Source organism: Bradyrhizobium sp. 26S5 (genome assembly GCF_036923295.1).
In the GTDB taxonomy this organism is placed as follows: Bacteria; Pseudomonadota; Alphaproteobacteria; order Rhizobiales; family Xanthobacteraceae; genus Bradyrhizobium; species Bradyrhizobium septentrionale.
This window is the reverse complement of record NZ_CP145948.1, coordinates 6,398,482-6,424,211: the sequence shown is the minus strand read 5'-3', so window position 1 is coordinate 6,424,211 and position 25,730 is coordinate 6,398,482. Positions and strand designations below refer to the sequence as shown.

Below are 25,730 nucleotides of genomic sequence, written 5' to 3'. Positions count from 1 at the left end.
CCTAGGTTCGCGACGAGATGTGGGAGCTCGTGAAAATCTTACCTAGGCATGATCCTTTTCCGAAAACCGGTTTCCACTTTGCGCTCACGCGGCCCTTCGGGTTGGGATCATGCCGTTAGAAGGGCAGCAGCACGTCGAGGACCTGCTGACCGTAACGCGGCTGCTGCACATCGGTGATCTGGCCGCGGCCGCCATAGGCGATGCGGGCCTGGGCGATCTTCGAGGAGTCGATGGTGTTGTCGCTCTGGATGTCCTCCGGGCGCACGATGCCGGCCACGATCAGCTCGCGGATTTCGTAGTTGACGCGGATCTCCTGCTTGCCTTCGACCACAAGGTTGCCGTTCGGCAGCAGCTGGGTGACGACAGCGGCGACGTTGGTCTGCAGCGCTTCCTGGCGGTTGACCGAGCCCTTGCCGTCGCTCGAGGCCGTGGAGTCGGCGGTCAGGATGCGGCCGGGCAGGATCTTGTTCGGCTGCGTGATGGTCTGCGAGCCCAGGAAGTTGGTGACCCCGGAGTCTTCGGAATTGGTGCGGCTGCGCTGGGTTTCGTTGGCGATTGCGGCCTTGTCGGTGATGTTCACCATGACGGTCAGGATGTCGCCGACCCGCGCGGCGCGCTGGTCTTTGAAGAAGGCGCGGGAGCCGCTGCGCCACAGCGAGTTCGGGCTGTAGGAAGCGACCTCGGGCTTCGGCATCGGCATCTGCACCGGCTTGTAGCCGGGCTGCGTCGTCGGGTTCTCGATCTCCGTCAGCTTCGGCTTTTCACCGATCTGGGAGAGACGGTCGATCGACGAGCAACCGCTGGCGATCGCTCCGAGTGCGAACAGCGCACCGGCCAGGACGAGGCGGTTGATACGGTACTGGGACATGAACTTTACTCGGCGTTTGGTGCGACTGAACTCAGCTTGACGGAGGCGGAATTTGGATCGGTGGCATCGGCGGTCGGCGCGGCGCGCGGGGTCGCGACCGAGATCGAGACCTCGCCGCGGCCGGTGACAACGCCGGAGACGGCGCGCTTGGACTGCAGGTTCATCACGTTGACGACGTCGCCCTCGGCGCCGCCGTCGATCGCCTTGCCGCGGATCGTGAGGTAGAGACCGGAGGTGCGGTAGATCAGCGTGACGTTCTGGTCGCGGGTGACCAGATCGGGCTTCACCAGGTCGGCGACGCGCAGGGCCTGGCCGGCGCGGAGCTGGCGGCGGACCTGCATGCCGATGGTGCTGTCGCGCACCGCCGCGTCGTTGCCGATTTCGGCCTTCGGACGGCGCTCGATCAGCACGTCGGAGGCCTTCAGCAGCTCGCCGCGCTCGACATTGCGCACCAGCACGGCGGCGTCGATGGTCTCGATCGCGGTGCCGGTGAGGCGCAGCTTGTACGGCGCCGTCCCGGCGTCGTTGCTGATCTCGAAGGTCACGTCGAAGCGCGTCGAGCGCGCGTCGTAGCGCACGCCGATCGGCTGCATCGCGCCCGTGTTGGTCGCCTCGAGGCGAATGTCGCCGGGATCGCGGTCGAAGGTCAGCGCGATATTGCCGGCCCGGCCGAGGCCGTGGCGGCCCTCGAGCGCGCGCGACACCTGCTGCTCGATTTCCTTGTTGTCGATGGTGCGCGCCAGCCGCGTGACCGTGATCTCCTTCAGCTCGCGGGTGTCGACGCCGATCACCTGGTGGCTGCGCAGCACGTTCAGCACCTGGGCGACCGGCAGCGTGCCTGTGGTGCCGAGGTCAGGGGCGCGGTAGATCGCGATGCTGCCGGCGCTGCCGGCATTGTCGATGAGGTCGCCGACCCGCACGATGTCGTCCGCGACCGTGATGCTGGCGCGCAGCGTCGGCACCGCGATGGTCTCGCTGCGGCTTTGCGCGGCTGATGGTGCCACGGTGAGCGCGAGGAGCGCGGCTGCGATCAGGAGTGAGCGGGCGATCATCAACATCATCCTCAGCGGAACAGGTTGGAGGTCGACTGCATCATCTGGTCGGCCGCGGAGACCACCTTCGAGTTCATCTCATAGGCGCGTTGCGCGGCGATCAGGTCGGAGATTTCCGAGACCACCTCGACATTGGCCTGTTCGAGGTTGCTCTGCTGCATGTCGCCATAGCCGTCGGTGTTGGCGATGCCGTCCTGCGGCTGGCCGGAGGCCGGCGTTTCCTGGAACAAATTGTCGCCGATCGGCATCAGCCCGGCCTTGTTGATGAAGCGGGTCAGGCCGATCTGGCCGACATTGGTCGATGCGGTCTGGCCCGGCAGCGTTACCGAGACCTGGCCCTGGGCATTGATGGTGAGGCCGGAGGCGTTCTGCGGGATCGTGATGGTCGGCTGCAACAAATTGCCCTGCGCGTTGACGATGCGGCCCTGGTTGTCCATCTGGAACGAACCGTCGCGGGTGTAGGTGAAGGTGCCGTCCGGCATCAGGATCTTGAAGAAGCCTTCGCCGCGGATCGCGATGTCGAGATCGTTGCCGGTCGGCGACAGCGTGCCCTGGGTCATCATCCGCGGCGTGCCGACGGTCTTGACGCCGCCGCCCAGGTCGATGCCCATCGGCATGATGGTGTTCTGATCGGAGGCCTGCGCGCCGACCCGGCGCACATGGTCGTAGATCAGGTCCTGGAACGCGGCGCGCTGCTTCTTGTAGCCGGTGGTGCGCAGGTTCGCGATGTTGTTGGAGATCACCTGAACGCTGAGTTCCTGTGCCGCCATTCCGGTCGCAGCTGTATAAAGTGCGCGCATCGGTCAATCCCCCGGATCAGTTCGGCACGTCGGCGAGCTTCTCGATCGCCGACTTGTGCAGGTCGCTCTGCTGTTGCAGCAGCGAGGCGATTTGGGTGTAGGTCCGCGTGATCTCGATCATGCGGCTCATCTCGACGACGGAATTGACGTTCGACTTCTCGATGAAGCCCTGGCGGAGCTGCGCCTTGGTGTCGGGCAGCGGCTGCGTGCCCTCGCCGGGCGCGTAGAGGTTGGAGCCTTCCTTGAGCAGGCGCTGGGCCTGCGCGAACGAGACCAGGCGCAGCTTGCCGCGCACCGAGTCGAGGCGGGACGTGCCCTCCTGCACGGTGATATTGCCGTCGGCGCCGATGTTGACGTCGTGGTCGGTCTGCTGGAACGTGATCGGGCCGGCGTTGCCGAGCACCTGGTAGCCCGAGGCGGTGACGAGCTGGCCGCGGCCGTTGATCTGCAGATTGCCTTCGCGGGTGTAGCGCTCGCCGGCCGGGGTCTGCACCACCAGGAAGGCGTTGCCGTCGATCGCGACGTCGAGCGGGTTCTTGGTCTCTTCGGTCGGCCCCTGCGAGAAGTCGTGGAAGGTCGCGCGGTCCTGCACGAAGGAGACGCGGCGGTCGGAGGACGCGAAATTGTCCTCATGCGCGTTCGAGGACAGATATTCCTGGAACAGCGACCGGTCGGCCTTGTAGCCGTTGGTGTTCATGTTGGCGATGTTGTTGGAGACGACATCCATCTGCCGTTCCAGCACCATCTGCTTCGATAGTCCGACCAGAAGCGTATTCTGCATCGGTGGTTCTCCCCTGTGAGGTGATCCGATGCAGAGGTTCTCCCAAACCTTCACGCCGGACCGTCGGTAACCATTGGGTTCTCCCAAACCCGTTCGTTACGACGTCCTCTGAGCGAAAGCCGTGCCAACTCGAAATATTCAGGTATTTGAATATCTTAGATGTTTGACCGGGTCGTGCGCGGGGCGGCAGAAAGGTCTTGTTGACCATGTTTGCCCGGCAGTTTTTTCCTAGTGGATGGTAAATCCTAAGCTTCCGTTAACCATTATGACCCTAGCGTTGCCTTCATTGGGGCGCGTGTGCGCTGGCGGCATTTGTATCGCGTCTTCAGGCCAAAGCTGGGGCAAATCGCGTTCGCATCCTTCAGAGTGAAGCGAGCGGACGATGGCGGACGAGGAAAAGACGGATAGCGGCGAGGGCGCGGCCGCTCCGAAGAAGGGCAAGCTCAAGCTGATCATTGCCGTCGCAGGCTTCCTCGTCGTGCTCGGCGCGGGCGCCGGCGTATGGTTTGTCTTCGTGCGCGGCCACGGCGAGGATCAGCACGCCGAGGCGCCGCCGCCGAAACCGCCGAGCTTCATCGACGTGCCGGACATGCTGGTCAATCTGGTCGGCGCGCCCGGCGAGCGGGTGCAATATCTCAAGCTGAAGCTCGTGCTCGAGGTCAAGGAGGAGAAGCAGGCCGAGGCGATCAAGCCGGCGCTGCCGCGCGTCACCGACCTGTTCCAGACCTATATGCGCGAGCTGCGCCCGAGCGATCTCAACGGCTCGGCCGGCCTGTTCCGCCTCAAGGAGGAGCTGACCAAGCGGGTCAACCTCGCACTCACCCCCAACCAGGTGAACGCGGTGCTGTTCAAGGAAGTCGTGATCCAGTGACGGGGTGGATGTAAAGCCATGGCCGGCAACGACCAGATGGACCAGGACGCCATTGCGGCGCAGTGGGAAGCCTCGCTCGATTCCGAGGATCCCGCGGCGGCCGCGGCGGAAGCTGCCAAGAACGAGCTCACCGAGAACATGGCGCTGCAATGGGCCGCCATGGTCGAGGACGGCAGCCGCGACTTCGGCGGCAAGACCAATGGCGAGCGCGTGCTGTCGCAGGAGGAGATCGACAATCTCCTCGGCTTCACGGTCGGCGACGTCAGCCTCGACGACCATTCCGGCATCCGCGCCATCATCGATTCCGCGATGGTGTCCTACGAGCGTCTGCCGATGCTCGAAATCGTGTTCGACCGCCTGGTGCGGCTGATGACGACATCGTTGCGCAATTTCACCTCCGACAACGTCGAGGTCTCGCTCGACCGCATCACCTCGGTGCGCTTCGGCGACTACATGAACTCGATCCCGCTGCCGGCGGTGCTCTCGGTGTTCAAGGCTGAGGAGTGGGAGAATTTCGGTCTCGCCATGGTCGACTCCAACCTGATCTATTCGATGATCGACGTGCTGCTCGGCGGCCGCCGCGGCCAGACCCAGCTCAAGATCGAGGGCCGGCCCTACACCACGATCGAGACCAATCTGGTCAAGCGGCTGGTCGAAGTGGTGCTGTCGGACGCCGAGCAGGCGTTCCGGCCGCTGTCGCCGGTGACCTTCACGATCGACCGGCTCGAGACCAATCCGCGCTTTGCCGCGATCAGCCGGCCGGCCAATGCCGCGATCCTGGTGCGCCTGCGCATCGACATGGAAGACCGCGGCGGCAACGTCGAATTGCTGCTGCCCTACGCCACCATCGAACCGATCCGCAACGTGCTGTTGCAGATGTTCATGGGCGAGAAGTTCGGCCGCGACCCGATCTGGGAAGGCCATTTCGCCACCGAGGTGGCGCAGGCCGAGATTTCGGTCGACGCGGTGCTGTACGAGGCCGACATCCCGCTGAAGGAGCTGATGAAGCTCAAGGTCGGCGACACGCTGCCGCTGGATATCCGCTCCGACGCGCTGGTCTCGGTCCGCTGCGGCAACGTCACGCTGACGGAAGGGCGGATGGGCCGCGTCGGCGACCGCGTCGCGATCCGCGTCACCAAGAATTTGCGCAAACCCCAAACCACCTTCGCGATGTTCGAGAAGGCGGATGAGCGGACCAAGATGATGGAGGCACCATGAGTCATGTGCTTGGACTAGCGATCGAGAGTCTGGTGGCCGTGCTGCTGATGCTGACCATCGGCTATTGTTGGCTGCTCAACAAGCGCCTGCAGCGGCTGAAGGCGGACGAGCATTCGCTGAAGGCGACGATCGCGGAATTGATCACCGCGACCGAGATCGCCGAGCGGGCGATCGGCGGGCTGAAGCACGCGGTGCGCGACGTCAACGAGAACCTCGGCAACCGGCTCGATGCGGCGACGCAGATGTCGGCGCTTCTGAAGACCCAGCTGGCCGAAGGCGATGGCGTGGTGCGCCGCCTGTCCAAGATCGCGCAGGCCGCGCGGCCGTCCGAGCCCGCGTACGCCCCGGCTCCCGCCGTTGCACCGGCGGCGCCGGCGCCCAGGGTTTCCGCCGCCCGCGCGGTTGCCGCGGCGGCTGAAGCCTTCACCGAGCGCAGGAGGGCCGGCGGCCTCGCTGCATGAAGTTGCTTCGTGACATCAGAGTGATGCCAGTGGTGCTGGTCGCGATCTTCGGCCTGATGGTGCTGAAGGTCGCGGGCCTCGTGCTCGATGGCGGTTACGTGTTCGCTGACGAGGCGCGGCCGGCTGGCCCGGCTGGCCCCTCTTGGGCGCAGCAGAACTTCAATTTCCCCGGCGCCGGCAAGGCGGTGGCTGACAGCAAGATCAAAGGCGATCCCGGCGACATCACGGGATCGGTGCACGGCAAGGAAGAGAAGAAGGACGAGGCGCCGAAACCGGCCGCCCCGGCCGCGGAGCCGTCCAAGCCCGACGGCGTGGTGGTCAATCTGGATGCGCCCGCGCCGGTGTCGGCGTCGGAGCGCGCGATCCTGGAACGGTTGCAGGCGCGCCGTCAGGAGCTCGAGACGCGCGCGCGTGAGGTCGATATCCGCGAAGGCCTGTTGAAGGCAGCCGAGAAGCGCATCGAGGCCAAGGTCGAGGAGGCCAAGGCCAATGACGCCAAGTCGAACGCCGATGCGGCGGCAAAGGCGGAAGCCGAGGCCGCCCGCTTCAAGGGCATCGTCACCATGTATGAGAACATGAAGCCGAAGGACGCCGCCAAGGTGTTCGATCGCCTGGAAATGAACGTGCTCTACCAGATCGCCTCGCAAATCCAGCCGCGCAAGATGTCCGACATTCTGGGCCTGATGCAGCCGGAGGCCGCCGAGCGGCTCACCGTCGAGCTCGCCCGCCGCGCCGGCGGCGACAAGTCGGCCTCAACAGACGATCTCCCCAAGATCGAAGGCAAGATCCTCGCACCGAAGACGAATTGAGGGGAGCGTTAGCGCCGGGCCTGCTTCCGGCAGGCTTGCGCCCGCGAGCCAGGCGGGGCCTCGGCGAGGTCGGCGATGGCTCTTGCGACGAAAGATGGATCGGCATCGTCCAGCGCCGGTGCGGCTTGCTCGAGTCTCTTCAGATGATCCTTGATACCGAACCCTGCTGTCTTGAGCGGCATCTCAAGTCGCCAGTTTCCTTGAGCCGGGCCAATGTGATGGCAAGCATTCTTTAACCATACCGCAAACGCATTCGAGAATGGTCTGAAATACCTCGCGGCCTCATTAGGGGCAGAGCACCGCGGGGCGGAGCCAGCTCGGAAACCGCCTATAGACTTGCTCGCTCCTTGCTGGCCCCCTCCGAAACAATCCGTTGACGTTAACAGCTCCTTAACGCCGCCCGATCCAAGATCGGGACGCGTGGGCGAGGGCGCTTCGCGCTGGTATGGCTGGGGTCCCGAGAAAACGTTTCGAGATGGCGCGAACGGCTGCCGCTGGAACATGGTCGCTAGGCCGCGCCTGGGCGCGGACTGCGCGTCTGTGCCTGTTCGCCACCGGCCTCGCTCTCACAATCCTCACATATTCGCCCGCTGCGCGCGCCGAAGACCCGGTGCCGGGTGAGGCGGCATTCTCGGCCGCGAACGGCTTTGCCCGGCTGGTGCTGAAGCTGAAGGAGGATGTCGAGTCCGAGGTCACCGCCGCCGGCACGATCATCGTGATCCGCTTCAAGCGTCCGGTCGATATCCCGGTCGAGAAACTGTCGGATGCGGTGCCCGATTATGTCGGCGCCGCGCGCCGCGATCCGGACGGTTCGGCGATCCGCCTGTCGCTGGCGCGCCGCGTCACCATCAACACCATGACCGCCGGCGAACGCATCTTCATCGACTTCCTGCCCGACAGCTGGACCGGGCCGCCGCCGTCGCTGCCGCAGGAGGTGATCCGCGCGCTTGCCGAGCGCGCCCGCGCCGCCGAGCGGTTGCTGCGCGCGCAGCGAGCCGCCGACGCCGCCAAGAAAAAGCCGCCGGTGCGCGTTCGCGCGCTGGTGCAGCCCACCTTCGTCCGCTTCGTGTTCGAGGTCCCCGACGGTGTCAGCGTCTCCTCGGTGCTGAACGAACAGAAGCTGACGCTGGCCTTCAACTCGGTGCTGAGCTTCGACCTTGCCGATGCCAAGATCGCCGCACCCCCGAACGTCGCGTCGATCAGCGCGCGCGCCGACACCGACACCTCGGCGGTCGACGTGACTCTGATCGGCGATGTCGACGTGCATTCGTTTCGCGACGAGAAGAACTACATCGTCGATGTCGCGTTCCAGCAGAACGAGCAGCCGGCGGCAAAGCCCGCGCTGAGCGCGCTGCTGCCCACGCCGCGCGGCAAGGCCAAAGGCGCTGCGGCGATCGCGCCGGTGACGTCGGAAAGCATCGCGCGAGAGGCCAAGATCGAGATCAAGCCTGAGCAGCCCAAGCCTGAGCAGCCCAAGCCTGAGCAGCCCAAGCCTGAGCAGTCCAAGCCTGAGCAGTCCAAGGCGGAGCCGGTCAAATCCGAACCGCCGCAAGCCGAGCCGGTCAAGCCCGAGCAAGCCACGACCGAACAGCCGGCAGCCGCGCCCGCCAAAACGGAACAGCCGAGATCGGAGCTGCCCAATTCCGAGCTGCCGAAGATCGCAGCTGCTCCGGCTGTTGGCGTCGAGAACGCTGCTGCGCCGGCCCCGCGCGAAGGCAGCGCCCCTTCCGCGGCTGAACCGAACATGGCGCCGGTGAGCGATGCGCCAAAGCCCGCGCCTGCCGTCGCGGCCGCGCCGGCAACGGAAGCGCCGAAGCCGGCCGCGGCACCATCGCCGCCCACTGATGCCCGTGCCGGTGGCAAGCCCGCGGTCGATGCCCAGCGCGACAGCGACGGGCTGCGGGTGACCTTTGCATTCCCCGGCGCGACGCCGGCGGCGCTGTTCCGCCGCGCCGACACGGTGTGGATGGTGTTTGACACGCCTGAGGCGATCGATGTCGATCCGATCCGCGCCAAGGCCGGCTCGCTGATATCAGACGTCAGCCGGATTGCGCTGGAGAAGGGGCAGGCGGTGCGCTTCCGCCTCAACCGGCCGCAGATGCCGTCGCTCGAGAGCGACGACCGCTCGCGCGGCGTGAGCTGGACGCTGACCTTTGCCGACCGGGTGCAGAAGCCGCCGCTGCCGCTCAGCGTGGTGCGCAACATCTCGGAGCCCGCGCTCGCCAATGTCAGCGTGCCGCTCGCCAATCCCGGCCAGCTCCATAAACTGGTTGATCCCGACGCCGGCGATACGCTCTGGGTGGTGACCGCGCCGCCGCCGACCCGCGGCATCATCAAGCGGCAGGATTTCGTCGAGCTCTCGCTGCTAGAATCGATCCACGGCGTCGTGGTCCATCCCAACGCCGACGACGTCAAGGCGGAGGTTGGCGCCGACAAGGTGATGCTGGGCCGGCCCGGCGGGTTGACGCTGTCGTCGGCCGATGTCGCCGCCGAGCGCGCGACTGCGGCGGTGAAGCCGCTGTTCGATCCGGACGAGTGGCGCAAGAACCGGTCGGAGAGCTTCCTCAAGCAGCTCGACGCTCTGATCGTGGCGGCCGGCGCCGCCAATGCCGAGCAACTGCCGCAGGCACGGCTCGATCTCGCCGATTTCTACATGGCGCGCGGCATGTACTACGAAGCGCATGGCGTCACCAATCTGATCCTGTCCGAGAGCAAGCGCGGCAGCGAGACGGCGCCTGTGGTGATGGTGCACGCGGTCGCCAGCATCCTGATCGGGCATCCGGCGCAGGGGCTGAAGGACCTTGCCAATCCCGTGATCGGCAATGGCTACGATTCCCAATTGTGGAAGGGGCTCGCCTTTGCCCGCGAAGGCAAATGGGCCGAGGCGCGCGAGAAGTTCAAGAACGCCGAATTCGCCGTCGCGACGCTGCCTGCCGACCTGCAGCGCATCGTCACCCTGGACTCGATGAAGGCCTCGCTCGAGGTCAAAGACTATGCCGGCGCGGCGCGGCGCAAGAGCGATCTCGACGTGGTCGGCGTTCCCGATGAGCTCAAGCCCGCGGTTGCGGTGCTGCGCGGCCGGCTCGCCGAAGCGCTCGGCCAGGAGAAGGACGCGCTTGACGCCTACCGCTTCGCCGCCAATTCGGCGGACCGTCAGGCCGCTGCCGAGGGCAGGCTGCTCGAGACGCTGCTCAAGCAGAAGCGCGGCGAGATCGGGCGCGACGATGTGCTGAAGGAGCTCGAGCTGTTGTCGATGCTGTGGCGCGGCGACTCCATCGAGCTGAAGACGCTCTACGTGTTGTCGAAGATCTACGCCGAGACCGCGCGCTATGCCGACGCCTTCGCGGTGACGCGTGCCGCGACCCGGCTGCAGCCGAACGCGCCGGAATCGCGGCTGGCGCAGGATGCCGCGTCGGCCTTGTTCGTGCAGCTCTATCTCGGCCCCAAGGGCGACGAGATGGCGCCGATCGATGCGCTCGGCACCTTCTACGAATACCGCGAGCTGACGCCGATCGGCCGCCGCGGCGACGAGATGATCCGCCGTCTCGCCGACCGTCTCGTGGGTGTCGATCTGCTCGACCAGGCCGCCGACCTCCTGCAATACCAGGTCGACAAGCGTCTCGAAGGCGCGGCGCGCGCCCAGGTCGCCGCGCGCCTTGCAATGGTCTATCTGATGAACCGCAAGCCCGACCGCGCCATCGGCGCGCTGCGCTCGACCCGGATCGCGGACCTCTCCGGCGAATTGCGCCAGCAGCGGCTGCTGCTCGAGGCGCGCGCGCAGAGCGACGTCGGCCGGCACGACCTCGCGCTCGACATCATCTCGAACATCACCGGCCGCGAGGCGATCCGGCTGCGCTCGGACATCTATTGGGCGTCGCGGCACTGGCGCGAGGCGTCCGAGCAGATCGAGCTCTACTACGGCGATCGCTGGCGCGACTTCACCCCGCTCAACCCGGGCGAGAAGGCTGACATCATCCGTGCCGTGGTCGGTTACGCGCTCGCCGAGGACGCCATCGGGCTATCCCGGTTCCGCGAGAAATACGCGCCGCTGATGTCCGGTGATGCCGACAGGCTGGCGTTCGACGCGGCCAGCAAACCCGTTGCGACCTCGAGCGCGGAATTCGCCCAGATCGCGCGGATGGCCGCCAGCGTCGACACGCTCGACGGCTTCATCCGCGAGATGAAGGTCCGCTTCCCCGACGCCACCGCCCGCGCGCCGCTGCCCGATCCGGTCGCGACCGGATCGGTGCCAGACAGTGCGAAGGTCGCGCCGGTGAGCACGCTGCCGGCGATCAAGGGCGAGCGCCGCGCCAGCGCGTCACAGTAGCGCCCCTCGACAGACGCCCATCAAATCGGCAACCATGGCGGAAGTCGCCAGCCGGGAGGACGTCGTCATATGAGCAAGCCGAGCAAGACCGAAGCCGAACTTATCGCGATGGCGCGGGCCGAGCTGAAGGTGCATGCCGATTGCCCTGATGGCATCGACATCTCCGTGCTGCGCGACGGCGACAGCTGGGAATTCCGTGCCAGCGCCGACGAGGCCACGGTGGCCAGGCCCGGCTACCCCGAATGCGTCGCGATGCTGGTGCAGATCGGCGATCACCTCAGCAAGCAGTATGATGTGCAGGGGTAGCGGCAGCCGCGAGCCGAGGAAAGCTTATGGACCGCATCGACGCCATGAAGGTTTTCATCGCGGCGGTCGACGAGGGCAGCCTTGCGGGCGCCGGCCGGAAGTTGCGGCGCTCGCCGGCGGCGGTCAGCCGTGCCATCGCGTTCCTTGAGCATCATGTCGGTGCCGAGCTGCTTCATCGCACCACGCGATCGCTGAAGCTGAGCGATGCCGGGCAGCGTTATGCGGCGGCGTGCCGGCGCGTCCTCTCTGAGCTTGAGGAGGCCGACATCTCGGCCGGCGGCGAGCGCTCGGCGCCGCGCGGCACGCTGACGATCACGGCGCCTGTCGTGGTCGGCGAGGATGTGCTGCGGCCGGTGCTTGATGCCTTCATGACCGAGCATCCCGCGGTGGTCGCCCGGCTGGTGATGCTCGATCGCACCGTCAATCTGATCGACGAGGGCATCGACGTCGCGCTGCGCATCGCCCATCTCGCCGATTCCAATTTCGTCGCGATCAAGCTCGGCGAGGTGCGCCGCGTGGTCGCGGCATCACCGGGCTATCTCGCGCAGCACCCGGTGATCGGCGAGCCGGCCGATCTCGCGAAGCATCAGATCATCGCGATGACGCATTTCGGGCTCGACTCCTGGAGTTTTCCGCCGGCCGCGAAGTCGAAGGTCGCGCGCGCGGTGCAGTTCACGCCGCGGCTGGTGGTCAACACGGTGCGCGCGGCGGTCACCTCGGCCAGCGAAGGGCACGGCATCACCCGGCTGTTCTCCTATCACATCGCCGAGGAAATCCGCGACGGGCGGCTGCAGATCCTGCTCGCAAGCGACGAGCATCCGCCGCTTCCGGTGCATCTCTTGGCGCCGCAGGGCCGCTTCGACGTGCCGAAGGTGCGCGCCTTCGTTGACTTCGCGACGCCGCGGCTGAAACGCTATTTCGAGCGGTTGTCGCGCGAAGCCAGCCAGGCCAGTCGTTCGCGCCGCGGAAGAGTGTCTGCCGAATAGCGGGCATTCGCGCGGAAACTGAACGTATTTAGGTTGCTCTCCATCGGGGCGGCGCTGTTGCAGCCTCACCAACAGATGGAGAGAGACCATGGGTGCAGAGCAGAAGGTTGCCATTATCACCGGCGCGTCGCAGGGAATCGGCGAAGCGCTCGTCAGGGGCTATCGCGACCGCAACTACCGCGTCGTCGCCAATTCCCGCAGCATCAGGCCGTCCTCCGATGCCGATGTGCTGGCGGTCGCGGGCGACATCGGCGATCCCGAGGTTGCCGACCGCGTCGTCAAGCAGGCGCTCGCGCGCTTCGGCCGCGTCGACACGCTGGTCAACAATGCCGGCATCTTCGTCGCAAAACCGTTCATCGACTACACCGACCAGGACTATGCGTCGGTGCTCGCGACCAACCTCAACGGCTTCTTCTACATCACCCGTCGCGTGGCGAAGGAGATGGCGAAGCAAGGGTCCGGCCACATCGTGCAGATCACGACCAGCCTGGTCGACCATGCCAACAGCAACGTGCCCTCGGTGCTGGCCTCGCTGACCAAGGGCGGGCTGAATGCGGCGACCAAGTCGCTCGCGATCGAATATGCCGCCAGGGGCATCCGCGTCAACGCGGTGGCGCCGGGCGTGATCAAGAGCCCGATGCACGCGCCTGAGACCCACGACTTCCTCGCCAAGCAGCATCCGGTCGGACGGATGGGCGAGATGAAGGACATCGTCGACGCCGTGCTGTTCCTGGAAGGCGCGGGCTTCGTCACCGGCGAGATCCTGCATGTCGATGGCGGCCAGAGCGCAGGTCACTAAGGTGCGAGCGGGAGCGTGTCATGCCTATCGTCACCATCCAGGTCACGCGTGAGGGGACGGCGCCGGGGGCGTCGTCCACCACACGGGAGCAGAAGGCCGCGCTGATCAAGGGCGCCAGCGAGCTGCTGCGCGACGTGCTCGGCAAGCCCATGGAATCGACCTTCGTCATCGTCGAGGAAGTCGATACCGACAATTGGGGCTGGGGCGGGCTGCCCGCGCTGGACTATCGCAAGAAGCTTGCGGCTGCTGCAGCGGCGCCGACATCTTCCCGCTGACCCCTGCGCAAAATCGAACCGGCGCCTCTCCCGATCGGGAGAGGCGAGCGTGATCGCTGTCAACGATTGCTGCGATCGCAACTAATCATTTTTCACGAACGGCCGGAGGGCCTACTGCGATGTCCATGTCAGCCAATGTCGATCATGACAGGCGCCATCACGCCGGACCCCATCGCGATGCAGGCGGACCGCTGTGGCTGTCCGCGGCCGCAGGGCTGTGCGCCTCGCTGGTCGGGCTCGGGCTGGCGCGCTTTGCCTACACGCCGCTGATCCCGGCGCTGATCGCGGCCAAATGGTTCACGCCGGCGGAAGCGGTCTATCTCGGTGCCGCCAATCTTGCCGGCTATCTCGCCGGCGCGCTGATCGCGCGCGATCTCGGCGCGCGGATCGGCTCGGTATGGGCGCTGCGCAGTATGATGACACTGGCTGCGATCACCTGCTTTGCCTGCGCGGTGCCGGTCTCCTTCATCTGGTTCTTCGGTTTCCGCTTCCTCGCCGGCGCCAGCGGCGGCGTGATCATGGTGCTGGCGGCGACCGCGATTTTGCCGCACACCGCGCCGAGCAAGCGCGGCCTGATCGGCGGCGTGATCTTCGCCGGCGTCGGATTGGGCGTCGCCGCCTCGGGCACGTTGGTGCCGCTGTTGCTGCAGCAGGGCGTCAAGCAGGCCTGGTACGGGCTCGGAATCCTGTCGGCGGTGTTGACCCTGATCAGCTGGAAGGCGTGGCCGGCCGAGGCGCCCGCCGCGCATGCTGCCGCAGAACAGCACGTCGCGTCGCATGGCGTGCGCTCGCCGCTGCTGGTCGCGCTGTGCCTGGAATACGGCCTCAATGCGCTGGCGCTGGTGCCGCATATGGTGTTCCTGGTCGACTTCGTGGCCCGCGGACTCGGACAGGGGATCGCGGCAGGTTCCTATTACTGGGTGCTGTACGGCATCGGCGCCGTGGTCGGTCCGCTGCTGTCAGGACATCTCGCCGATCGCGCAGGCTTTGCCGCTGCGCTCCGTGTGGCGTTCCTGATCGAGGCCGTAGCGGTCGCGCTGCCTGTCGTGACGACGTCACCGGCCGCAATGATTGTGTCGAGCCTCATTGTCGGCGGCTTCACGCCCGGCATCGTGCCGCTGGTGATCGGCCGCATCCACGAGCTGATCCCGCATTCGGCCGCGAGCCAGCGCTCCGCCTGGGCGCAGGCCACCACGACCTTCGCGCTGTTCCAGGCGGCCGGCGCCTACGGCCTGTCCTATTTGTTCGCGCACAGCGGTGGCGATTACGCGCTGCTGTTCGTGATCGGCGCGGCCGGCGTCGCCGTCGCGCTGGCGATTGAGTTGTTCAGCGTCGTTGCGCTGGGGCGCAAGCAGAGTTAACCGCGCAGCGCCTTCGTCAACACAGCGACCAGGCGGTCGACATCGGCCTCGTCGTTGAAGACGTGCGGCGAGATCCGCATCCGGCCGAGCCGCAACGCGACGTGGATGTCCTCGGCCGCGAGGCGCGCGATCAACTCCTTCGGAATGCCGCCGGCCATGCCGAGGCTCAGGATGTGCGGCGCGCGCACGCTGCGTGCCGGCACGTCGAGCCCGAGGTCACGCACACCGTCGGCAATCCGCTCGGTGAGCATCGCGAGCCGCGTGCTGACGGCAGCGGCGCCCCAGTCCGCCATCATCTCCATGCCGATCGACGCCATCTCCAGCGTGATGAAATGATCGCGTTCGCCCATGTCGTAGCGGCGGGCGTCGTCGACATAGGTGAGATCGCCGAAATAGACCGGGTTCTCGGAATTCACGTTGCGGCGGCCGGCGGAGGTCTGCTCCAGCGGCACGCCGTTCTGGTGGCGTTTCGCGACGTAGAGGAAGGCGCGGCCGTAGGGGCCGATCAGCCATTTGTAGGTCGGAAAGATCACGGCGTCGGGATCGAGCTTTGTCACGTCCATCGCCACGACACCGGCGCTCTGCGTCGCGTCGATCACGAACATCGCATCGTTTCGCCGCAGCACGGCCTGCACCTTGTCGACATCGATCATGCCGCCGTCCGACCAGTGCACCGAGGAGATCGAGGCGAGGCCCACCGGCGGCGCGCCTGACCGCTCGATCGTCGCCAGCACGGCCGACGTCCAGTCGCCGTCGGCAGGCTGGCGCACGGTGTCGACGACGAACCCCTGCGCCTCGGCGCGGGCGTGCCATTCCAGCACCGGCGAGGAGTGATCGTTCTCCAGCACGATGACGCGGGTGCCGCGCGGAATGCTCAGCGCCTTCGCCACCGTCGCGACGCCGTAGCTGATCGCCGGGATCAGGGCGACGTCATTTGCATCGGCATTGATCAGGCGCGCCGCCGCAGCGCGGGCGCGCTCATGCTGGCGGCCGGCAAATCCGGCATCGATGGTCCAGGGCTGGCCCTTGCGTTCGACCGCCGCGCGGCCGGCGTCCAGCGTCTTCAGCGGCAGCGGGCTGTAGGACGCCGAATTCAGGTAGCAGATCTCGCGTGGAATCTCGAAGAGGTGGCGCTGGGAGGGAAGCATGTGGTCTCGTGGCTGAAATTGCGGAGGATGGCGTGATGCGGAGGCGTGCGCTCACCCGTCATACTGATCCGGTCCCATCGCCCAAGGCGCCTGGTCGTAGCCGTTGGCGAAAGTGCGGTTGGTCTGCGCCGGATTGCGGTTGATCAGCGGCCGCAGATACATCGGATGGGTGGCGCTGCGCACCTCGTGCTCGACGGTGAACAGATGCCGGCCATCGGCGGGATCGACGATGTCGCAGAAGCGGTACTGGTACTGATTGTCCTCGCGGGAGACCAGATTGCGCTCCCGCAGCCGCTTGTAGGGACCCGAGAAGTCCGTGATGTAGATCTGGACGTGATGGCCGTCGAACTCGCCCTGCGCCTGATCGGTCTCGCGGAATTGCAGATACTGGTCCTTGCCGACCTTGGCGCGCGCGACGACGCCGTCGCCGCTCACAACGCTCGCCGGGATGCCCATGATCTCGGGATAGAACCGGCTGATGGCTTCGGCGGTGCCGCGCGGCACCTCGAATTCGACATAGGGCATGCCGAGCGCGATGCGCCCGAACCGCTCGGCGTCCGGCTCAAAGCAGCGCAGGCAGTTGCCCCAGGGGCAGGTCGCCTCGACATGATCGTTGCGCTCGCGATAGCCGAATGCGGTGCCTTCGAGCTTGGGGGCCACCGTGGCAAGCCGCGCCAGCAGGGCCTGCCGTCCGGCGATCACGATACCGGTATGGCCGCGCAGCACCTGTGGCCGGCCGGTCGGCAGATGAAACTGGCTGCGGCCGGCGTTCACCCACATGTTGCTGTCGGAGACCATCAGATAGGGATCGCGGGTCAGCCCGATGCCGGCGACATAGAACAGCGTGGCGAGGCGCTGGTCCGGCACCTGGACGTTGACATGCTCGAGATGGATGGAATTGCCGAGATCTTCTGCGGCGCGGTCGAATGGCTGCTGCACGGGCACGGCTCCCTGGATGCGGTGCCCCGTATGATAGTGCAACGGCACGGCCGATCCAGCTGACGGGCCATGATTGTTTCGCGGGGCTACCCCCCGTAACTCTGCACCAGGCTGCCGGCGACCAGCGCCCAGCCGTCGACCAGCACGAAGAAGATCAGCTTGAACGGCAGCGACACCACCACCGGCGGCAGCATCATCATGCCCATCGACATCAAGACCGAGGCGACCACGAGGTCGATGATCAGGAACGGCAGGAACAACAGGAAGCCAATCTCGAAGGCGCGCTTCAGCTCGGAGATCATGAAGGCCGGCACCAGGATGCGCAGCGACATCTCATCGGGCGTCGCCGGCGGCGGTTCGCCGGAGAGGTCCATGAACAGCTTCAGATCCTTCTCGCGGACGTTCTTCTGCATGAAGCCGCGCAACGGCACCGAAGCGCGCTGCAACGCCTCCTCGACGCCGATCTGGTTGGCGACCAGCGGCTTGATGCCGTCGTCATAGGATTTCTGCAGCACGGGCCCCATCACGAAGGCGGTGAGGAACATCGCGAGCGCGATCATCACCGAGTTCGGCGGCGCGGTGGCGGTGCCGAGCGCGGTGCGCAGCAGCGAGAGCACGACCACGATGCGCGTGAACGACGTCATCATGACCAGGATCGACGGCGCGATCGACAGCACCGTGAGCAGCGCGATCAGCTGGATCGCGCGCTCGGTCACGCCGCCATTGCCGCCGCCAAGATTGATGCTGATATCCTGCGCCATCGCCGGATCAGCGAAGGACCCGGCGGCGATCAGGACAGCGATGAAAAAAACTCTACGCGGGACGGACCCTGATCTCACGAAGGAGACTTCGGTGGTCGGCCGAGCAGCGAGGCCATCTCGTCCTCGAGATTCTCGAACCCGCTCTTCGGCTGGGCAGGCGCGGCGGGCGGCTCGCTGCGCGGCGCACGCACCGGCGGCGCCTCGGGCGCAACCGGCGGCGCGACGGTCTCGCCTGGGCCGGTCGGGCGGCGCAGCGCAGCTTCGAGCCGCTGCGCCATCTCGGCGAGATTGGCGTCGGCATTCGATGCGGGCGGCTGGGCCGGAGGCGCCTGCGTCGCGACCGGTGGCGGAGCGGGGGGAGGCGGTGGCGTGACGGCGCGCTCGGCCGCGGGCGCGCGCAGCGGCGGCGGCGCCTTCGGCGGTTCGGCCGCGCGCGGCACACGCGGGATCACGGGTTCGGAGCGCGGCGGCAGGCGCGGCGGCATCGGATCGGGCCGCGGCTCGCTACGCTCGGGCGTGAAGCCCGTGAGCGGATCGCTGCGACGCTCGGCGACCGGCGACGGGGGCCGGCGCAACTCGTCGGCGAAGGAGGGGCGCGCCTGACGTGGCGGCGGCTCGGGCTCGGGAAGTTCGAAAGTGTCGGAGCGGGCGGCCTCGCTCTCGTTCCAGGCCGCGTCCGGAAGCGGTGCGGCGCGCGGCAGCGCAGCTTCGGGGCCGACCGCGGGGCGGGCCGACATCTGATCACGCCCGGGCATGGCGCGGACGATGTTCGGCTCGACGACGATATCGGTGGGGCCGCCGATCATCAGCAGATGTTCGATATTGTCGCGGCGGACCAGCACCAGCCGGCGCCGGCCGTCGACCGCGGCAGCGTCGATCACCGCCAGCCGCGGCATCCGCCCCCGATTGGCGTTGGCCCCGAGGCGGTTTCCGGCGAAGCGGCGGACGAGCCATGCGGTGACGCCGATCAGCGCCAGCACGACCACGAATGCCAAGACGAATGTAACGACCTGCATATTGGAGTCCCCGGCCATCGTGGCCTTCCTCAGCTTTCGCCATCAACGAGCGCGGATTGACAGGTGCGGTTTGCGCAGCGAATCGCGCCCGAGATTCGCCTTATTTCTTAATTCCCAGCGGCTTGCAGCCGGCTGTTCTATTAATAAACCAAGAATCGCTTGTCCCAAAACGACTTCTCAGCGCCCCACGCTGTCTTGGTCCGTGCTGGTTAACGCAGCATTCGTGGCGAAAATGCGCTCTCAGGCCTCAGTTGCGGCGTTCTCCACGGATCAGTCCAACATTTTAACCACCCGTTAACCATACACCGGGCAAATTCTGCCTACCTCGGGAGCCCAAGGGTTGTCCAAGAGGTTAACGGAGCCGCGGCGATGTCCATGAACGATCTCCCGATCCTGTCGGCGCTGCGCAGCAAGATGCAGTGGCACCAGGAGCGCCAGCGCGTCCTTGCCGAGAACATTTCCAATTCCGACACGCCGAACTTCCGGCCGCGCGACTTGGTCGAGCCGAAGTTCGACCGCGGCGGCGCCACGGTCGGCGGCGGCGTGGGGACGCTGCCGATGATGCAGACCAGCGGCACCCATCTGGCGGCGGCCGGCGCGCCTGATACCTTCGACAACGACCGGGGCAAGAGCGGCTTCCAGACCCGTCCGGCCGGCAACGCGGTCAATCTCGAGGACCAGATGCTGAAAGTGTCCGCCAACCAGATGGACTACGCGGCCGTCACCTCGCTCTACAGCAAAAGCCTGCATCTGCTGAAAACCGCGATCGGCAAGGGCTAGAGCATGATCCGGAAAAGTGTGGAGCGGTTTTCCCTCGCGCAAACGCAAGGCGTTTGCGCGGAGATCATGCTCAAACAAGCTGACACCTGACGGCGGCAGGAGGATCCCATGGCAGATGGAACAAGCGATTTCACCCGCTCGATGAGCATCGCGACATCAGGCCTGCGCGCGCAGGCCGGGCGGATGCGGGTGATCTCTGAAAATATCGCCAACGCCGATTCGACGGCGCAGACCGCGGGCGGCGATCCCTATCGCCGCAAGGTGCCGACCTTCTCGTCCGCGCTCGACCGCTCGCTCGACGCCCAGGTCGTGACCCTCGGCCGGATCCGGCCGGACCGGTCGTCGTTCCGCATCAAGCAGGAACCGGGCAATCCGGCGGCGGATGCCTCCGGCAATGTCAAATATCCGAACGTCAATCCGATGGTCGAAATGACCGACATGCGCGACGCCCAGCGCTCCTACGAGGCCAACCTCAACATCATCAGCGCGACGCGGCGGATGATCCAGCGCACGCTCGACATCCTCAAGTCCTGACGCAACAAGAACAGGGAACGTAAATCATGGCCACACCGACAGTCGCCGCCAACGCCTACGCCAGTCTCGCGAAACTGATGGAGCGCGGCGGCGCCGAGAAGGCCGGGCTGGGCGGGCAGGCCGTCGCCGGCCCGTCGTTCAGCGCGCTGCTCAAGGACTCCGTCGGCAGCGTGCTGGAGGCCGGCAAGAAATCCGACGCACAGACCATGGCGATGGCCTCGGGCAAGGCGAATGTGATGGACGTGGTGACGGCGGTCGCCGACACCGACGTTGCGGTGTCGGCGCTGGTCTCGGTCCGCGACCGCGTCATCCAGGCTTACGAAGACATCATGAAGATGCCGATCTGATGTCACTAGCGACGTCATCCCGGGGCGATGCGAAGCATCGAGCCACAGATGTGCAATTGCACATCGGGGGATCTCGAGATTCCGGGTTCGCTTCGCGCCCCGGAATGACGAAAACAACTGAAAGCGAGAACAACAATGACCGGCCCTGAAACCCTCGACGTCGCGCGTGATGCGATCTGGACCATCGTGATCGTGTCGTCGCCCCTCATGGTGGTCGGCCTCGTGGTCGGCGTCGTGGTGTCGCTGTTCCAGGCGCTGACCCAGATCCAGGAACAGACGCTGGTCTTCGTGCCGAAGATCCTCGCTATCTTCGTCACATTGCTGCTGGCATTACCGTTCATGGCCGACTCGCTCGCCAGCCACATGATGCGGATTTCGTCGCGAATCATCGGCGGTTGATGCACTAATGCCGCGGTCATGCGCATCGATGTCTCCCTGCTGCCGGCGCTGGCCGCAATCTTCGTGCTGGTCTTTGCGCGCGTGGGCGCGATGGTGATGCTGCTGCCCGGTTTCGGCGAGAGCAACATCCCGGCACGGGTCAAGCTGTCGATCGCGCTGTTGCTGACGCTGATCATCCTCCCCCTGCATCGCAACGCCTATCATGTCGACCTGACGTCGATCTCCTCGCTCGGCGTCCTGATGGTGCATGAACTCATCATCGGCATCGTGCTCGGCGCGACCGCGCGGGTGACGCTGTCGGCGCTCAATGTCGCGGGCTCCGTGATCGCGCAGCAGCTCGGCCTCGGCTTCGTCACCGCGGTCGACCCGACCCAGGGTCAGCAGGGCCAGATCGTCGGCAACTTCCTCACCATCCTCGGCCTCACCCTGCTGTTCGCCACCGACAGCCACTATCTCGTCATCGCGGCGCTGAGCGAGAGCTACCGCATCTTCTCGCCGGGCGAGATCATGCCGATCGGCGACGTCGCCGCGCTTGCGACCTCCGCGTTCTCCGCCGCCTTCAAGATCGGCTTGCAGCTCTCGGCGCCGTTCCTGGTGTTCGGCCTGGTCTTCAACATCGGGCTCGGCGTGCTGGCGCGGCTGATGCCGCAGATGCAGGTCTATTTCGTCGGCGTGCCGCTCTCGATCATGGTCGGCTTCCTGATCTTCGGCGTGGTGCTCGCGGCGATGATGAATACCTATTTCGACTACTTCAACGGCGTCATGCGCCAGCTTGCTCCGATGAACTAGGGGAGAGCGATGGCCGACGATACCGAAGACAAAACAGAAGACCCTACGCAAAAACGTCTCGATGAAGCCCTTGAGAAAGGCGACGTCGTCAAAAGCCAGGAGGTCAACACCTGGTTCGTGATCGCCGGTGCCACGCTGGTGCTGTCGACCTTCTCGGGCTCGATCGGCGGCGGCATCTTGATGCCGCTGCGCAACCTGATCGCCAATTCGTGGATGATCCGCACCGACGGCGCCGGGCTGCTTCAACTGACCCAGACGCTTGGCTACGCCGTGGTCGCCGCGATCGGGGTGCCGTTCCTGATGCTGGCGCTGGCCGCGGTCGCGGGCAACATGATCCAGCACCAACTGGTGTGGTCGGGCGAGCAGCTGAAGCCGAAATTCTCCAAGATCTCGCCGGCCGCCGGCTTCAAGCGGCTGTTCGGCAAGCAGGCGGTGGCGAATTTCCTGAAGGGCCTGTTCAAGCTGATCGCGCTCGGCGCCGTGATGGTCGTGGTGCTGTGGCCCGAGCGGTTGCGGATGGAAGCATTCCTGCGGGTCGATCCCGCCGAGCTGCTGCCCGCCATCACCAGCATGACAGTGCATCTGATGGCGGCGGTGGTCGCCATCCTCGCTGCGGTCGCGATCGCCGACTACTTCTTCCAGTACCGGACCTGGTACGAGCGTCACAAGATGTCGCTGCAGGAGATGAAGGAGGAGTTCAAGCAGTCGGAAGGCGACCCGCACGTCAAGGGCAGGATCAAGCAGTTGCGGGTCCAGCGCGCCAAGAAGCGCATGATGGCCCAGGTTCCCAAGGCCTCGGTGATCATCACCAACCCGACCCACTATTCGGTGGCGCTGGCCTACGACCGCAGCATGTCGGCGCCGCTCTGCGTCGCCAAGGGCGTCGACAACCTCGCCTTCAAGATCAGGGAGATCGCCAAGGAGCACGATATTCCGATCGTGGAGAACGTGCCGCTGGCCCGGGCGCTCTATGCGACCGTCGAGATCGACCAGGAGATCCCGGTCGAGCACTATCACGCGGTTGCCGAAATCATCGGCTACGTGATGCGGCTGAAGCGCGGCCTGTCCGGCCTGCGACAGTAAGGGGCGGAAAACCGCTTGAAATGCGCGTAACTTGCGAAATTGCCGCCTGATGGACTTGCGTTTTCGGGTCCGATTCAGGCACTCAGGGACGAGGCGGCCGGCCGGGCGCCTCGTGATGCAGACGAGCCATGTCTCTCCAGATGACCGCCGATAGCAACGATCCACCCGCGACTGAGCCGTTCGTGGCCCACGGGCCAGCGCGGCGCAGCGGCAGCATCCTGCTGGTGGTCCTGATCGCCGTCGGCATCGTCGCGGTGGCGGTCTGGCTGATGACCATCGGCCGTACCCAGGCGCAGCCCTATATCCTCGGCGTGCTGGCGCTGCTCGCCACCGTCGGCCTGTTCACCCTGTTCGCGCTTGCCGCCGGCATCATCCGCTTCTCCGACCGCGCCACCGACGACCCCGTGATGGCGCGGATCGCCGACCAGGCCCAGGAAGGGCTCGTGGTCACCGACTCCCGCGGCCACGTGGTCTATTCCAACGCCGCCTATCTGAGGCTGACCGGCGCGGCCGGGCCGCAGGACGTCCGCCCCGTCGAGCGCGTCTTCATTGGCAACCCCGACGTCTCCGAGGCGGTGTTCCGCCTCTTGAAGGCGGCGCGCGAGGGCAGGCGGCAGCAGGAGGAGGTCCGGGTCGCCGGCCACGAGGCCGGGCAAGGTGGTGAACAAGGCCGCTGGCTGCGGCTCAGGGTGCGCCCGCTCGGCGAGGGCAAGCGCGACGCGAGATATGCGGTGTGGTCGATCGCCGACGTCACCCGTGATCGCGAGGACCAGGAGGACGTGTTCCAGGAGCTGCGGCACGCGATCGAATATCTCGACCACGCGCCGTGCGGTTTCTTCTCGGTCAATCCGGCCGGCGAGATCGCTTATATCAACGCCACGTTGGCCAACTGGCTGGACTACGATCTGGCCGAGATCGGTTCGGGCGGCCTGAAGCTGACCGACATCGTCTCGGGCGACGGCGCGGCGCTGTTGACCTCGATTGCGGCGGTGCCGGGCGAGGTCAAGACCGAGGTGTTCGACATCGACCTGCGCATGCGCGGCGGCAAGACCGTGCCGGTGCGGCTCTATCACAAGCTCGCCTTCGGCGCCGACGGCGCGGCGGGCGCCTCGCGCACGCTGGTGATCAGCCGCGCCCGCGACGAGCATTCCGATCCGGAGCGCGCCGCCGAGGTGCGCTTCATGCGCTTCTTCGACCATACACCGATGGCGATTGCGACCGTCGACCGCGGCGGCAATGTGGTCGGTGCCAATGCGCGCTATGCCAAGCTGGCGCAGGGGCTGAACGGCGAGGGCGGCGCGGCCAAGTCGATCTTCCGCGCGGTCAATCCGCGCGACCGCGGCCTCCTGATCGCCGCGATCAACCAGGCCGCCGAGGGCCAGGGCGATATCGCGCCGGTCGAAGTGATGCTCGACGGCGCCAAGGAGCGCTTTGCCCAGTTCTTCGTGACGACCGTCGAGAAGGACGAACGCGACGCCGAGACCGCGATCGTCTACATGCTCGAGACCACCGAGCGACGCGCGCTGGAAAACCAGATCAACCAGTCGCAGAAGATGGAGATGGTCGGCCAGCTCGCCGGCGGCATCGCGCACGACTTCAACAACGTGCTGTCGGCCATCATGATGGCCAACGACTTCCTGCTGAACGCGCACAAGCCGACCGACCCGTCGTTCCAGGACATCATGCAGATCAAGCAGAACGCCACCCGCGCCGCGACGCTGGTGCGGCAGCTGCTTGCGTTCTCGCGCCGCCAGACGCTGCGGCCGCAGGTGCTCGATCTCGGCGATGCGCTGAGTGACCTCACCATGCTGCTGCGCCGGCTGATCGGCGAGAAGGTCAAGCTCGACCTCGTGCACGGCCGCGATCTGTGGCCGGTGAAGGTCGACGTTTCGCAATTCGAGCAGGTGGTGGTCAATCTTGCGGTCAACGCGCGCGACGCGATGCCCGACGGCGGCAAGCTGATCATCCGCACCGCCAATGTGCCGACCGAGGAAGCCGCCCAGCTCGCCAACAAGGGCATGCCGGCGGCGGACTATGTGAAGATCGAGATTTCGGACACCGGCACCGGCATTCCGCCCGAGATCATCGACAAGATCTTCGAGCCGTTCTTCTCGACCAAGGAAGTCGGCAAGGGCACCGGCCTCGGCCTGTCGACGGTCTACGGCATCGTCAAGCAGACCGGCGGCTTCGTCTATGTCGATTCCGTGCCGGGCGGGGGCACCACGTTCCGGATCTATTTGCCGCGGCATCGCCAGGAGCAGGAGGTCGCCCCGGAGGCGCAGACCGGCAACGGCGCGGCCAAGGATGCCGCCGCCGAAGCCGCCAAGCCGAAGCCCGATCTCACCGGGCAGGGCACCATCCTGCTGGTCGAGGACGAGGACGGCCTGCGCTCGCTGAATGCGCGCGGTCTCCGCTCGCGCGGCTACAGCGTGATCGAGGCGGCCAACGGCGTCGAGGCGCTGGAGGCGTTCGAGGAGAACAACGGCGCCGTCGATCTCGTCGTGTCCGACGTCGTGATGCCGGAGATGGACGGGCCGACGCTGCTGAAGGAAATGCGCAGCCGCAATGCGGAGCTGAAGATCATCTTCGTCTCAGGCTATGCCGAGGACGCCTTCGAGAAGAGCCTGCCCGAGAACCAGCAGTTCGCGTTCCTGCCGAAGCCGTTCACGCTGACGCAGCTGGTCGCCGCGGTGAAGGAAACCATGACGGCGAATTAGAGCGCGCTTTCGAGCGAAGTGGGCACCGGTTCGCGTCAAGAAAACGCGTCAGATAAGAAGCGCCAACCCAGGCGACGAGCCTCGATGCGCCTTCGTGTCCCGCGTGGGAGAGGCGATGTTGCGGTGCGGTCGCGGTTGAACCTGAGCCCCATCTCGCGGTAGGACGCGCCGTCGCGTCCACAAGGACCATAGTGTCACATCTCCGCGACCGAGGGCCGCAGCCGCGGTTCCCGTTTCCCGCTTCACTTTTATCAGGCCCTGCCCATGTTAGGGGCGTTTCCCCATGCCGGGGAATCCTTTGAG

The 25,730-nt window shown here is 66.1% G+C and carries 26 protein-coding genes; 17 read left to right on the top strand and 9 right to left on the bottom strand.

All coding sequences use genetic code 11. The features are described from left to right. Positions 1-115: 115 nt before the first annotated feature. The 4 genes from flgH to flgF are packed head-to-tail and all read right to left on the bottom strand — an operon-like array spanning position 116 to position 3,501. Positions 116-868 (bottom strand): flagellar basal body L-ring protein FlgH, encoded by a 753-nt coding sequence (gene flgH, locus V5279_RS30330; RefSeq protein WP_166207275.1) that lies wholly within the window; start codon positions 866-868, stop codon positions 116-118. A 5-nt stretch (positions 869-873) separates the two neighbouring features. Next, positions 874-1,929 (bottom strand): flagellar basal body P-ring formation chaperone FlgA, encoded by a 1,056-nt coding sequence (flgA, locus tag V5279_RS30325; RefSeq protein ID WP_338690866.1) that lies wholly within the window; start codon positions 1,927-1,929, stop codon positions 874-876. Positions 1,930-1,931: 2 nt separating this feature from the next. Further along, on the bottom strand, positions 1,932-2,720 hold the full coding sequence (gene flgG, locus V5279_RS30320; RefSeq protein ID WP_029085395.1) for a flagellar basal-body rod protein FlgG: 789 nt from the start codon (positions 2,718-2,720) through the stop codon (positions 1,932-1,934). 16 nt (positions 2,721-2,736) lie between these two features. Next, positions 2,737-3,501 (bottom strand): flagellar basal-body rod protein FlgF, encoded by a 765-nt coding sequence (flgF, locus tag V5279_RS30315; protein ID WP_029085396.1) that lies wholly within the window; start codon positions 3,499-3,501, stop codon positions 2,737-2,739. A gap of 382 nt (positions 3,502-3,883) precedes the next feature. On the opposite strand from flgF, the gene fliL reads away from it, so the two are divergent. From fliL to V5279_RS30295, 4 genes are read left to right on the top strand one after another with little or no spacing between them, the layout of a single operon-like run. Beyond that, the gene (gene fliL / locus V5279_RS30310) at positions 3,884-4,372 is read left to right on the top strand and encodes a flagellar basal body-associated protein FliL (protein WP_338690865.1); all 489 of its coding nucleotides are present in this window, start codon (positions 3,884-3,886) and stop codon (positions 4,370-4,372) included. An 18-nt stretch (positions 4,373-4,390) separates the two neighbouring features. Next, entirely contained in the window at positions 4,391-5,590 is a 1,200-nt protein-coding gene (gene fliM, locus V5279_RS30305; protein WP_076858773.1) for a flagellar motor switch protein FliM, read from the top strand. Continuing rightward, complete coding sequence (locus tag V5279_RS30300) at positions 5,587-6,051, top strand: DUF6468 domain-containing protein (protein WP_166207257.1); 465 nt, start codon at positions 5,587-5,589, stop codon at positions 6,049-6,051. The genes fliM and V5279_RS30300 overlap by 4 nt, the downstream gene beginning before the upstream one ends. Then, on the top strand, positions 6,048-6,860 hold the full coding sequence (locus V5279_RS30295; RefSeq protein WP_338690864.1) for a flagellar protein FlbB: 813 nt from the start codon (positions 6,048-6,050) through the stop codon (positions 6,858-6,860). The genes V5279_RS30300 and V5279_RS30295 overlap by 4 nt, the downstream gene beginning before the upstream one ends. A gap of 8 nt (positions 6,861-6,868) precedes the next feature. Here V5279_RS30295 and V5279_RS30290 read toward each other — a convergent pair whose 3' ends face one another. Next, the gene (locus V5279_RS30290) at positions 6,869-7,042 is read right to left on the bottom strand and encodes a hypothetical protein (RefSeq protein ID WP_338690863.1); all 174 of its coding nucleotides are present in this window, start codon (positions 7,040-7,042) and stop codon (positions 6,869-6,871) included. A gap of 293 nt (positions 7,043-7,335) precedes the next feature. On the opposite strand from V5279_RS30290, the gene V5279_RS30285 reads away from it, so the two are divergent. The 6 genes from V5279_RS30285 to V5279_RS30260 all read left to right on the top strand — a co-directional run bounded on the left by V5279_RS30285 (position 7,336) and on the right by V5279_RS30260 (position 14,914). Then, entirely contained in the window at positions 7,336-11,187 is a 3,852-nt protein-coding gene (locus tag V5279_RS30285; protein WP_338690862.1) for a tetratricopeptide repeat protein, read from the top strand. A gap of 69 nt (positions 11,188-11,256) precedes the next feature. Continuing rightward, positions 11,257-11,493, top strand: coding sequence for a hypothetical protein (locus V5279_RS30280; RefSeq protein ID WP_166207248.1), 237 nt, complete (start codon positions 11,257-11,259; stop codon positions 11,491-11,493). A 26-nt stretch (positions 11,494-11,519) separates the two neighbouring features. Next, positions 11,520-12,479 (top strand): LysR family transcriptional regulator, encoded by a 960-nt coding sequence (locus tag V5279_RS30275; protein WP_338690861.1) that lies wholly within the window; start codon positions 11,520-11,522, stop codon positions 12,477-12,479. 88 nt (positions 12,480-12,567) lie between these two features. Then, positions 12,568-13,278, top strand: coding sequence for an SDR family NAD(P)-dependent oxidoreductase (locus V5279_RS30270; RefSeq protein ID WP_338690860.1), 711 nt, complete (start codon positions 12,568-12,570; stop codon positions 13,276-13,278). A gap of 20 nt (positions 13,279-13,298) precedes the next feature. Further along, positions 13,299-13,553: a 4-oxalocrotonate tautomerase family protein gene (locus V5279_RS30265; protein ID WP_338690859.1), complete on the top strand. Its 255-nt coding sequence runs from the start codon at positions 13,299-13,301 to the stop codon at positions 13,551-13,553. A 119-nt stretch (positions 13,554-13,672) separates the two neighbouring features. Beyond that, complete coding sequence (locus V5279_RS30260) at positions 13,673-14,914, top strand: YbfB/YjiJ family MFS transporter (protein ID WP_338690858.1); 1,242 nt, start codon at positions 13,673-13,675, stop codon at positions 14,912-14,914. Here V5279_RS30260 and V5279_RS30255 read toward each other — a convergent pair. The 4 genes from V5279_RS30255 to V5279_RS30240 all read right to left on the bottom strand — a co-directional run bounded on the left by V5279_RS30255 (position 14,911) and on the right by V5279_RS30240 (position 18,796). Then, positions 14,911-16,062 (bottom strand): aminotransferase class V-fold PLP-dependent enzyme, encoded by a 1,152-nt coding sequence (locus V5279_RS30255; RefSeq protein ID WP_338690857.1) that lies wholly within the window; start codon positions 16,060-16,062, stop codon positions 14,911-14,913. The two genes, V5279_RS30260 and V5279_RS30255, sit on opposite strands and share 4 nt — an antisense overlap. Before the next feature lie 51 nt (positions 16,063-16,113). Continuing rightward, the gene (locus V5279_RS30250; RefSeq protein ID WP_338690856.1) at positions 16,114-17,001 is read right to left on the bottom strand and encodes a hypothetical protein; all 888 of its coding nucleotides are present in this window, start codon (positions 16,999-17,001) and stop codon (positions 16,114-16,116) included. 86 nt (positions 17,002-17,087) lie between these two features. Further along, complete coding sequence (fliP, locus tag V5279_RS30245) at positions 17,088-17,840, bottom strand: flagellar type III secretion system pore protein FliP (RefSeq protein ID WP_029085410.1); 753 nt, start codon at positions 17,838-17,840, stop codon at positions 17,088-17,090. Continuing rightward, positions 17,837-18,796 (bottom strand): flagellar biosynthetic protein FliO, encoded by a 960-nt coding sequence (locus V5279_RS30240; protein WP_338690855.1) that lies wholly within the window; start codon positions 18,794-18,796, stop codon positions 17,837-17,839. The genes fliP and V5279_RS30240 overlap by 4 nt, the downstream gene beginning before the upstream one ends. Before the next feature lie 351 nt (positions 18,797-19,147). On the opposite strand from V5279_RS30240, the gene flgB reads away from it, so the two are divergent. The 7 genes from flgB (at position 19,148) to cckA (ending at position 25,427) form a co-directional block, all read left to right on the top strand. Beyond that, positions 19,148-19,558, top strand: a complete 411-nt coding sequence (gene flgB / locus V5279_RS30235) for a flagellar basal body rod protein FlgB (protein ID WP_166306062.1) — start codon at positions 19,148-19,150, stop codon at positions 19,556-19,558. 108 nt (positions 19,559-19,666) lie between these two features. Next, positions 19,667-20,092: a flagellar basal body rod protein FlgC gene (gene flgC / locus V5279_RS30230; RefSeq protein ID WP_338690854.1), complete on the top strand. Its 426-nt coding sequence runs from the start codon at positions 19,667-19,669 to the stop codon at positions 20,090-20,092. A 26-nt stretch (positions 20,093-20,118) separates the two neighbouring features. Further along, on the top strand, positions 20,119-20,439 hold the full coding sequence (gene fliE, locus V5279_RS30225) for a flagellar hook-basal body complex protein FliE (protein WP_338690853.1): 321 nt from the start codon (positions 20,119-20,121) through the stop codon (positions 20,437-20,439). Between the two features lie 135 nt (positions 20,440-20,574). Beyond that, a complete protein-coding gene (gene fliQ / locus V5279_RS30220) occupies positions 20,575-20,838 on the top strand; it encodes a flagellar biosynthesis protein FliQ (protein WP_024580945.1) in 264 nt (87 codons plus the stop codon). An 18-nt stretch (positions 20,839-20,856) separates the two neighbouring features. Further along, positions 20,857-21,627 carry a flagellar biosynthetic protein FliR gene (gene fliR, locus V5279_RS30215; protein ID WP_338690852.1) on the top strand — a complete coding sequence of 257 codons (771 nt, stop codon included), beginning with the start codon at positions 20,857-20,859 and terminating at the stop codon, positions 21,625-21,627. Between the two features lie 9 nt (positions 21,628-21,636). Next, on the top strand, positions 21,637-22,710 hold the full coding sequence (flhB, locus tag V5279_RS30210; RefSeq protein ID WP_166306074.1) for a flagellar biosynthesis protein FlhB: 1,074 nt from the start codon (positions 21,637-21,639) through the stop codon (positions 22,708-22,710). A 140-nt stretch (positions 22,711-22,850) separates the two neighbouring features. Further along, positions 22,851-25,427 carry a cell cycle histidine kinase CckA gene (cckA, locus tag V5279_RS30205; RefSeq protein WP_166308508.1) on the top strand — a complete coding sequence of 859 codons (2,577 nt, stop codon included), beginning with the start codon at positions 22,851-22,853 and terminating at the stop codon, positions 25,425-25,427. Positions 25,428-25,730 lie beyond the last annotated feature (303 nt).

What these genes read in the sequence shown, in the direction of transcription:
- V5279_RS30240 (WP_338690855.1), bottom strand. Translation starts at nt 18,796, where the DNA reads ATGGCCGGGGACTCCAATATGCAGGTCGTTACATTCGTCTTGGCATTC.
- V5279_RS30260 (WP_338690858.1), top strand. Translation starts at nt 13,673, where the DNA reads ATGTCCATGTCAGCCAATGTCGATCATGACAGGCGCCATCACGCCGGA.
- fliM (WP_076858773.1), top strand. Translation starts at nt 4,391, where the DNA reads ATGGCCGGCAACGACCAGATGGACCAGGACGCCATTGCGGCGCAGTGG.
- V5279_RS30290 (WP_338690863.1), bottom strand. Translation starts at nt 7,042, where the DNA reads ATGCCGCTCAAGACAGCAGGGTTCGGTATCAAGGATCATCTGAAGAGA.
- flgB (WP_166306062.1), top strand. Translation starts at nt 19,148, where the DNA reads ATGTCCATGAACGATCTCCCGATCCTGTCGGCGCTGCGCAGCAAGATG.
- cckA (WP_166308508.1), top strand. Translation starts at nt 22,851, where the DNA reads ATGACCGCCGATAGCAACGATCCACCCGCGACTGAGCCGTTCGTGGCC.
- V5279_RS30285 (WP_338690862.1), top strand. Translation starts at nt 7,336, where the DNA reads ATGGCGCGAACGGCTGCCGCTGGAACATGGTCGCTAGGCCGCGCCTGG.
- fliR (WP_338690852.1), top strand. Translation starts at nt 20,857, where the DNA reads ATGCGCATCGATGTCTCCCTGCTGCCGGCGCTGGCCGCAATCTTCGTG.
- flhB (WP_166306074.1), top strand. Translation starts at nt 21,637, where the DNA reads ATGGCCGACGATACCGAAGACAAAACAGAAGACCCTACGCAAAAACGT.
- V5279_RS30275 (WP_338690861.1), top strand. Translation starts at nt 11,520, where the DNA reads ATGGACCGCATCGACGCCATGAAGGTTTTCATCGCGGCGGTCGACGAG.
- flgA (WP_338690866.1), bottom strand. Translation starts at nt 1,929, where the DNA reads ATGATGTTGATGATCGCCCGCTCACTCCTGATCGCAGCCGCGCTCCTC.
- V5279_RS30255 (WP_338690857.1), bottom strand. Translation starts at nt 16,062, where the DNA reads ATGCTTCCCTCCCAGCGCCACCTCTTCGAGATTCCACGCGAGATCTGC.
- V5279_RS30265 (WP_338690859.1), top strand. Translation starts at nt 13,299, where the DNA reads ATGCCTATCGTCACCATCCAGGTCACGCGTGAGGGGACGGCGCCGGGG.
- flgC (WP_338690854.1), top strand. Translation starts at nt 19,667, where the DNA reads ATGGCAGATGGAACAAGCGATTTCACCCGCTCGATGAGCATCGCGACA.
- fliQ (WP_024580945.1), top strand. Translation starts at nt 20,575, where the DNA reads ATGACCGGCCCTGAAACCCTCGACGTCGCGCGTGATGCGATCTGGACC.
- V5279_RS30295 (WP_338690864.1), top strand. Translation starts at nt 6,048, where the DNA reads ATGAAGTTGCTTCGTGACATCAGAGTGATGCCAGTGGTGCTGGTCGCG.
- flgF (WP_029085396.1), bottom strand. Translation starts at nt 3,501, where the DNA reads ATGCAGAATACGCTTCTGGTCGGACTATCGAAGCAGATGGTGCTGGAA.
- fliE (WP_338690853.1), top strand. Translation starts at nt 20,119, where the DNA reads ATGGCCACACCGACAGTCGCCGCCAACGCCTACGCCAGTCTCGCGAAA.
- V5279_RS30280 (WP_166207248.1), top strand. Translation starts at nt 11,257, where the DNA reads ATGAGCAAGCCGAGCAAGACCGAAGCCGAACTTATCGCGATGGCGCGG.
- flgH (WP_166207275.1), bottom strand. Translation starts at nt 868, where the DNA reads ATGTCCCAGTACCGTATCAACCGCCTCGTCCTGGCCGGTGCGCTGTTC.
- flgG (WP_029085395.1), bottom strand. Translation starts at nt 2,720, where the DNA reads ATGCGCGCACTTTATACAGCTGCGACCGGAATGGCGGCACAGGAACTC.
- fliL (WP_338690865.1), top strand. Translation starts at nt 3,884, where the DNA reads ATGGCGGACGAGGAAAAGACGGATAGCGGCGAGGGCGCGGCCGCTCCG.
- V5279_RS30270 (WP_338690860.1), top strand. Translation starts at nt 12,568, where the DNA reads ATGGGTGCAGAGCAGAAGGTTGCCATTATCACCGGCGCGTCGCAGGGA.
- V5279_RS30300 (WP_166207257.1), top strand. Translation starts at nt 5,587, where the DNA reads ATGAGTCATGTGCTTGGACTAGCGATCGAGAGTCTGGTGGCCGTGCTG.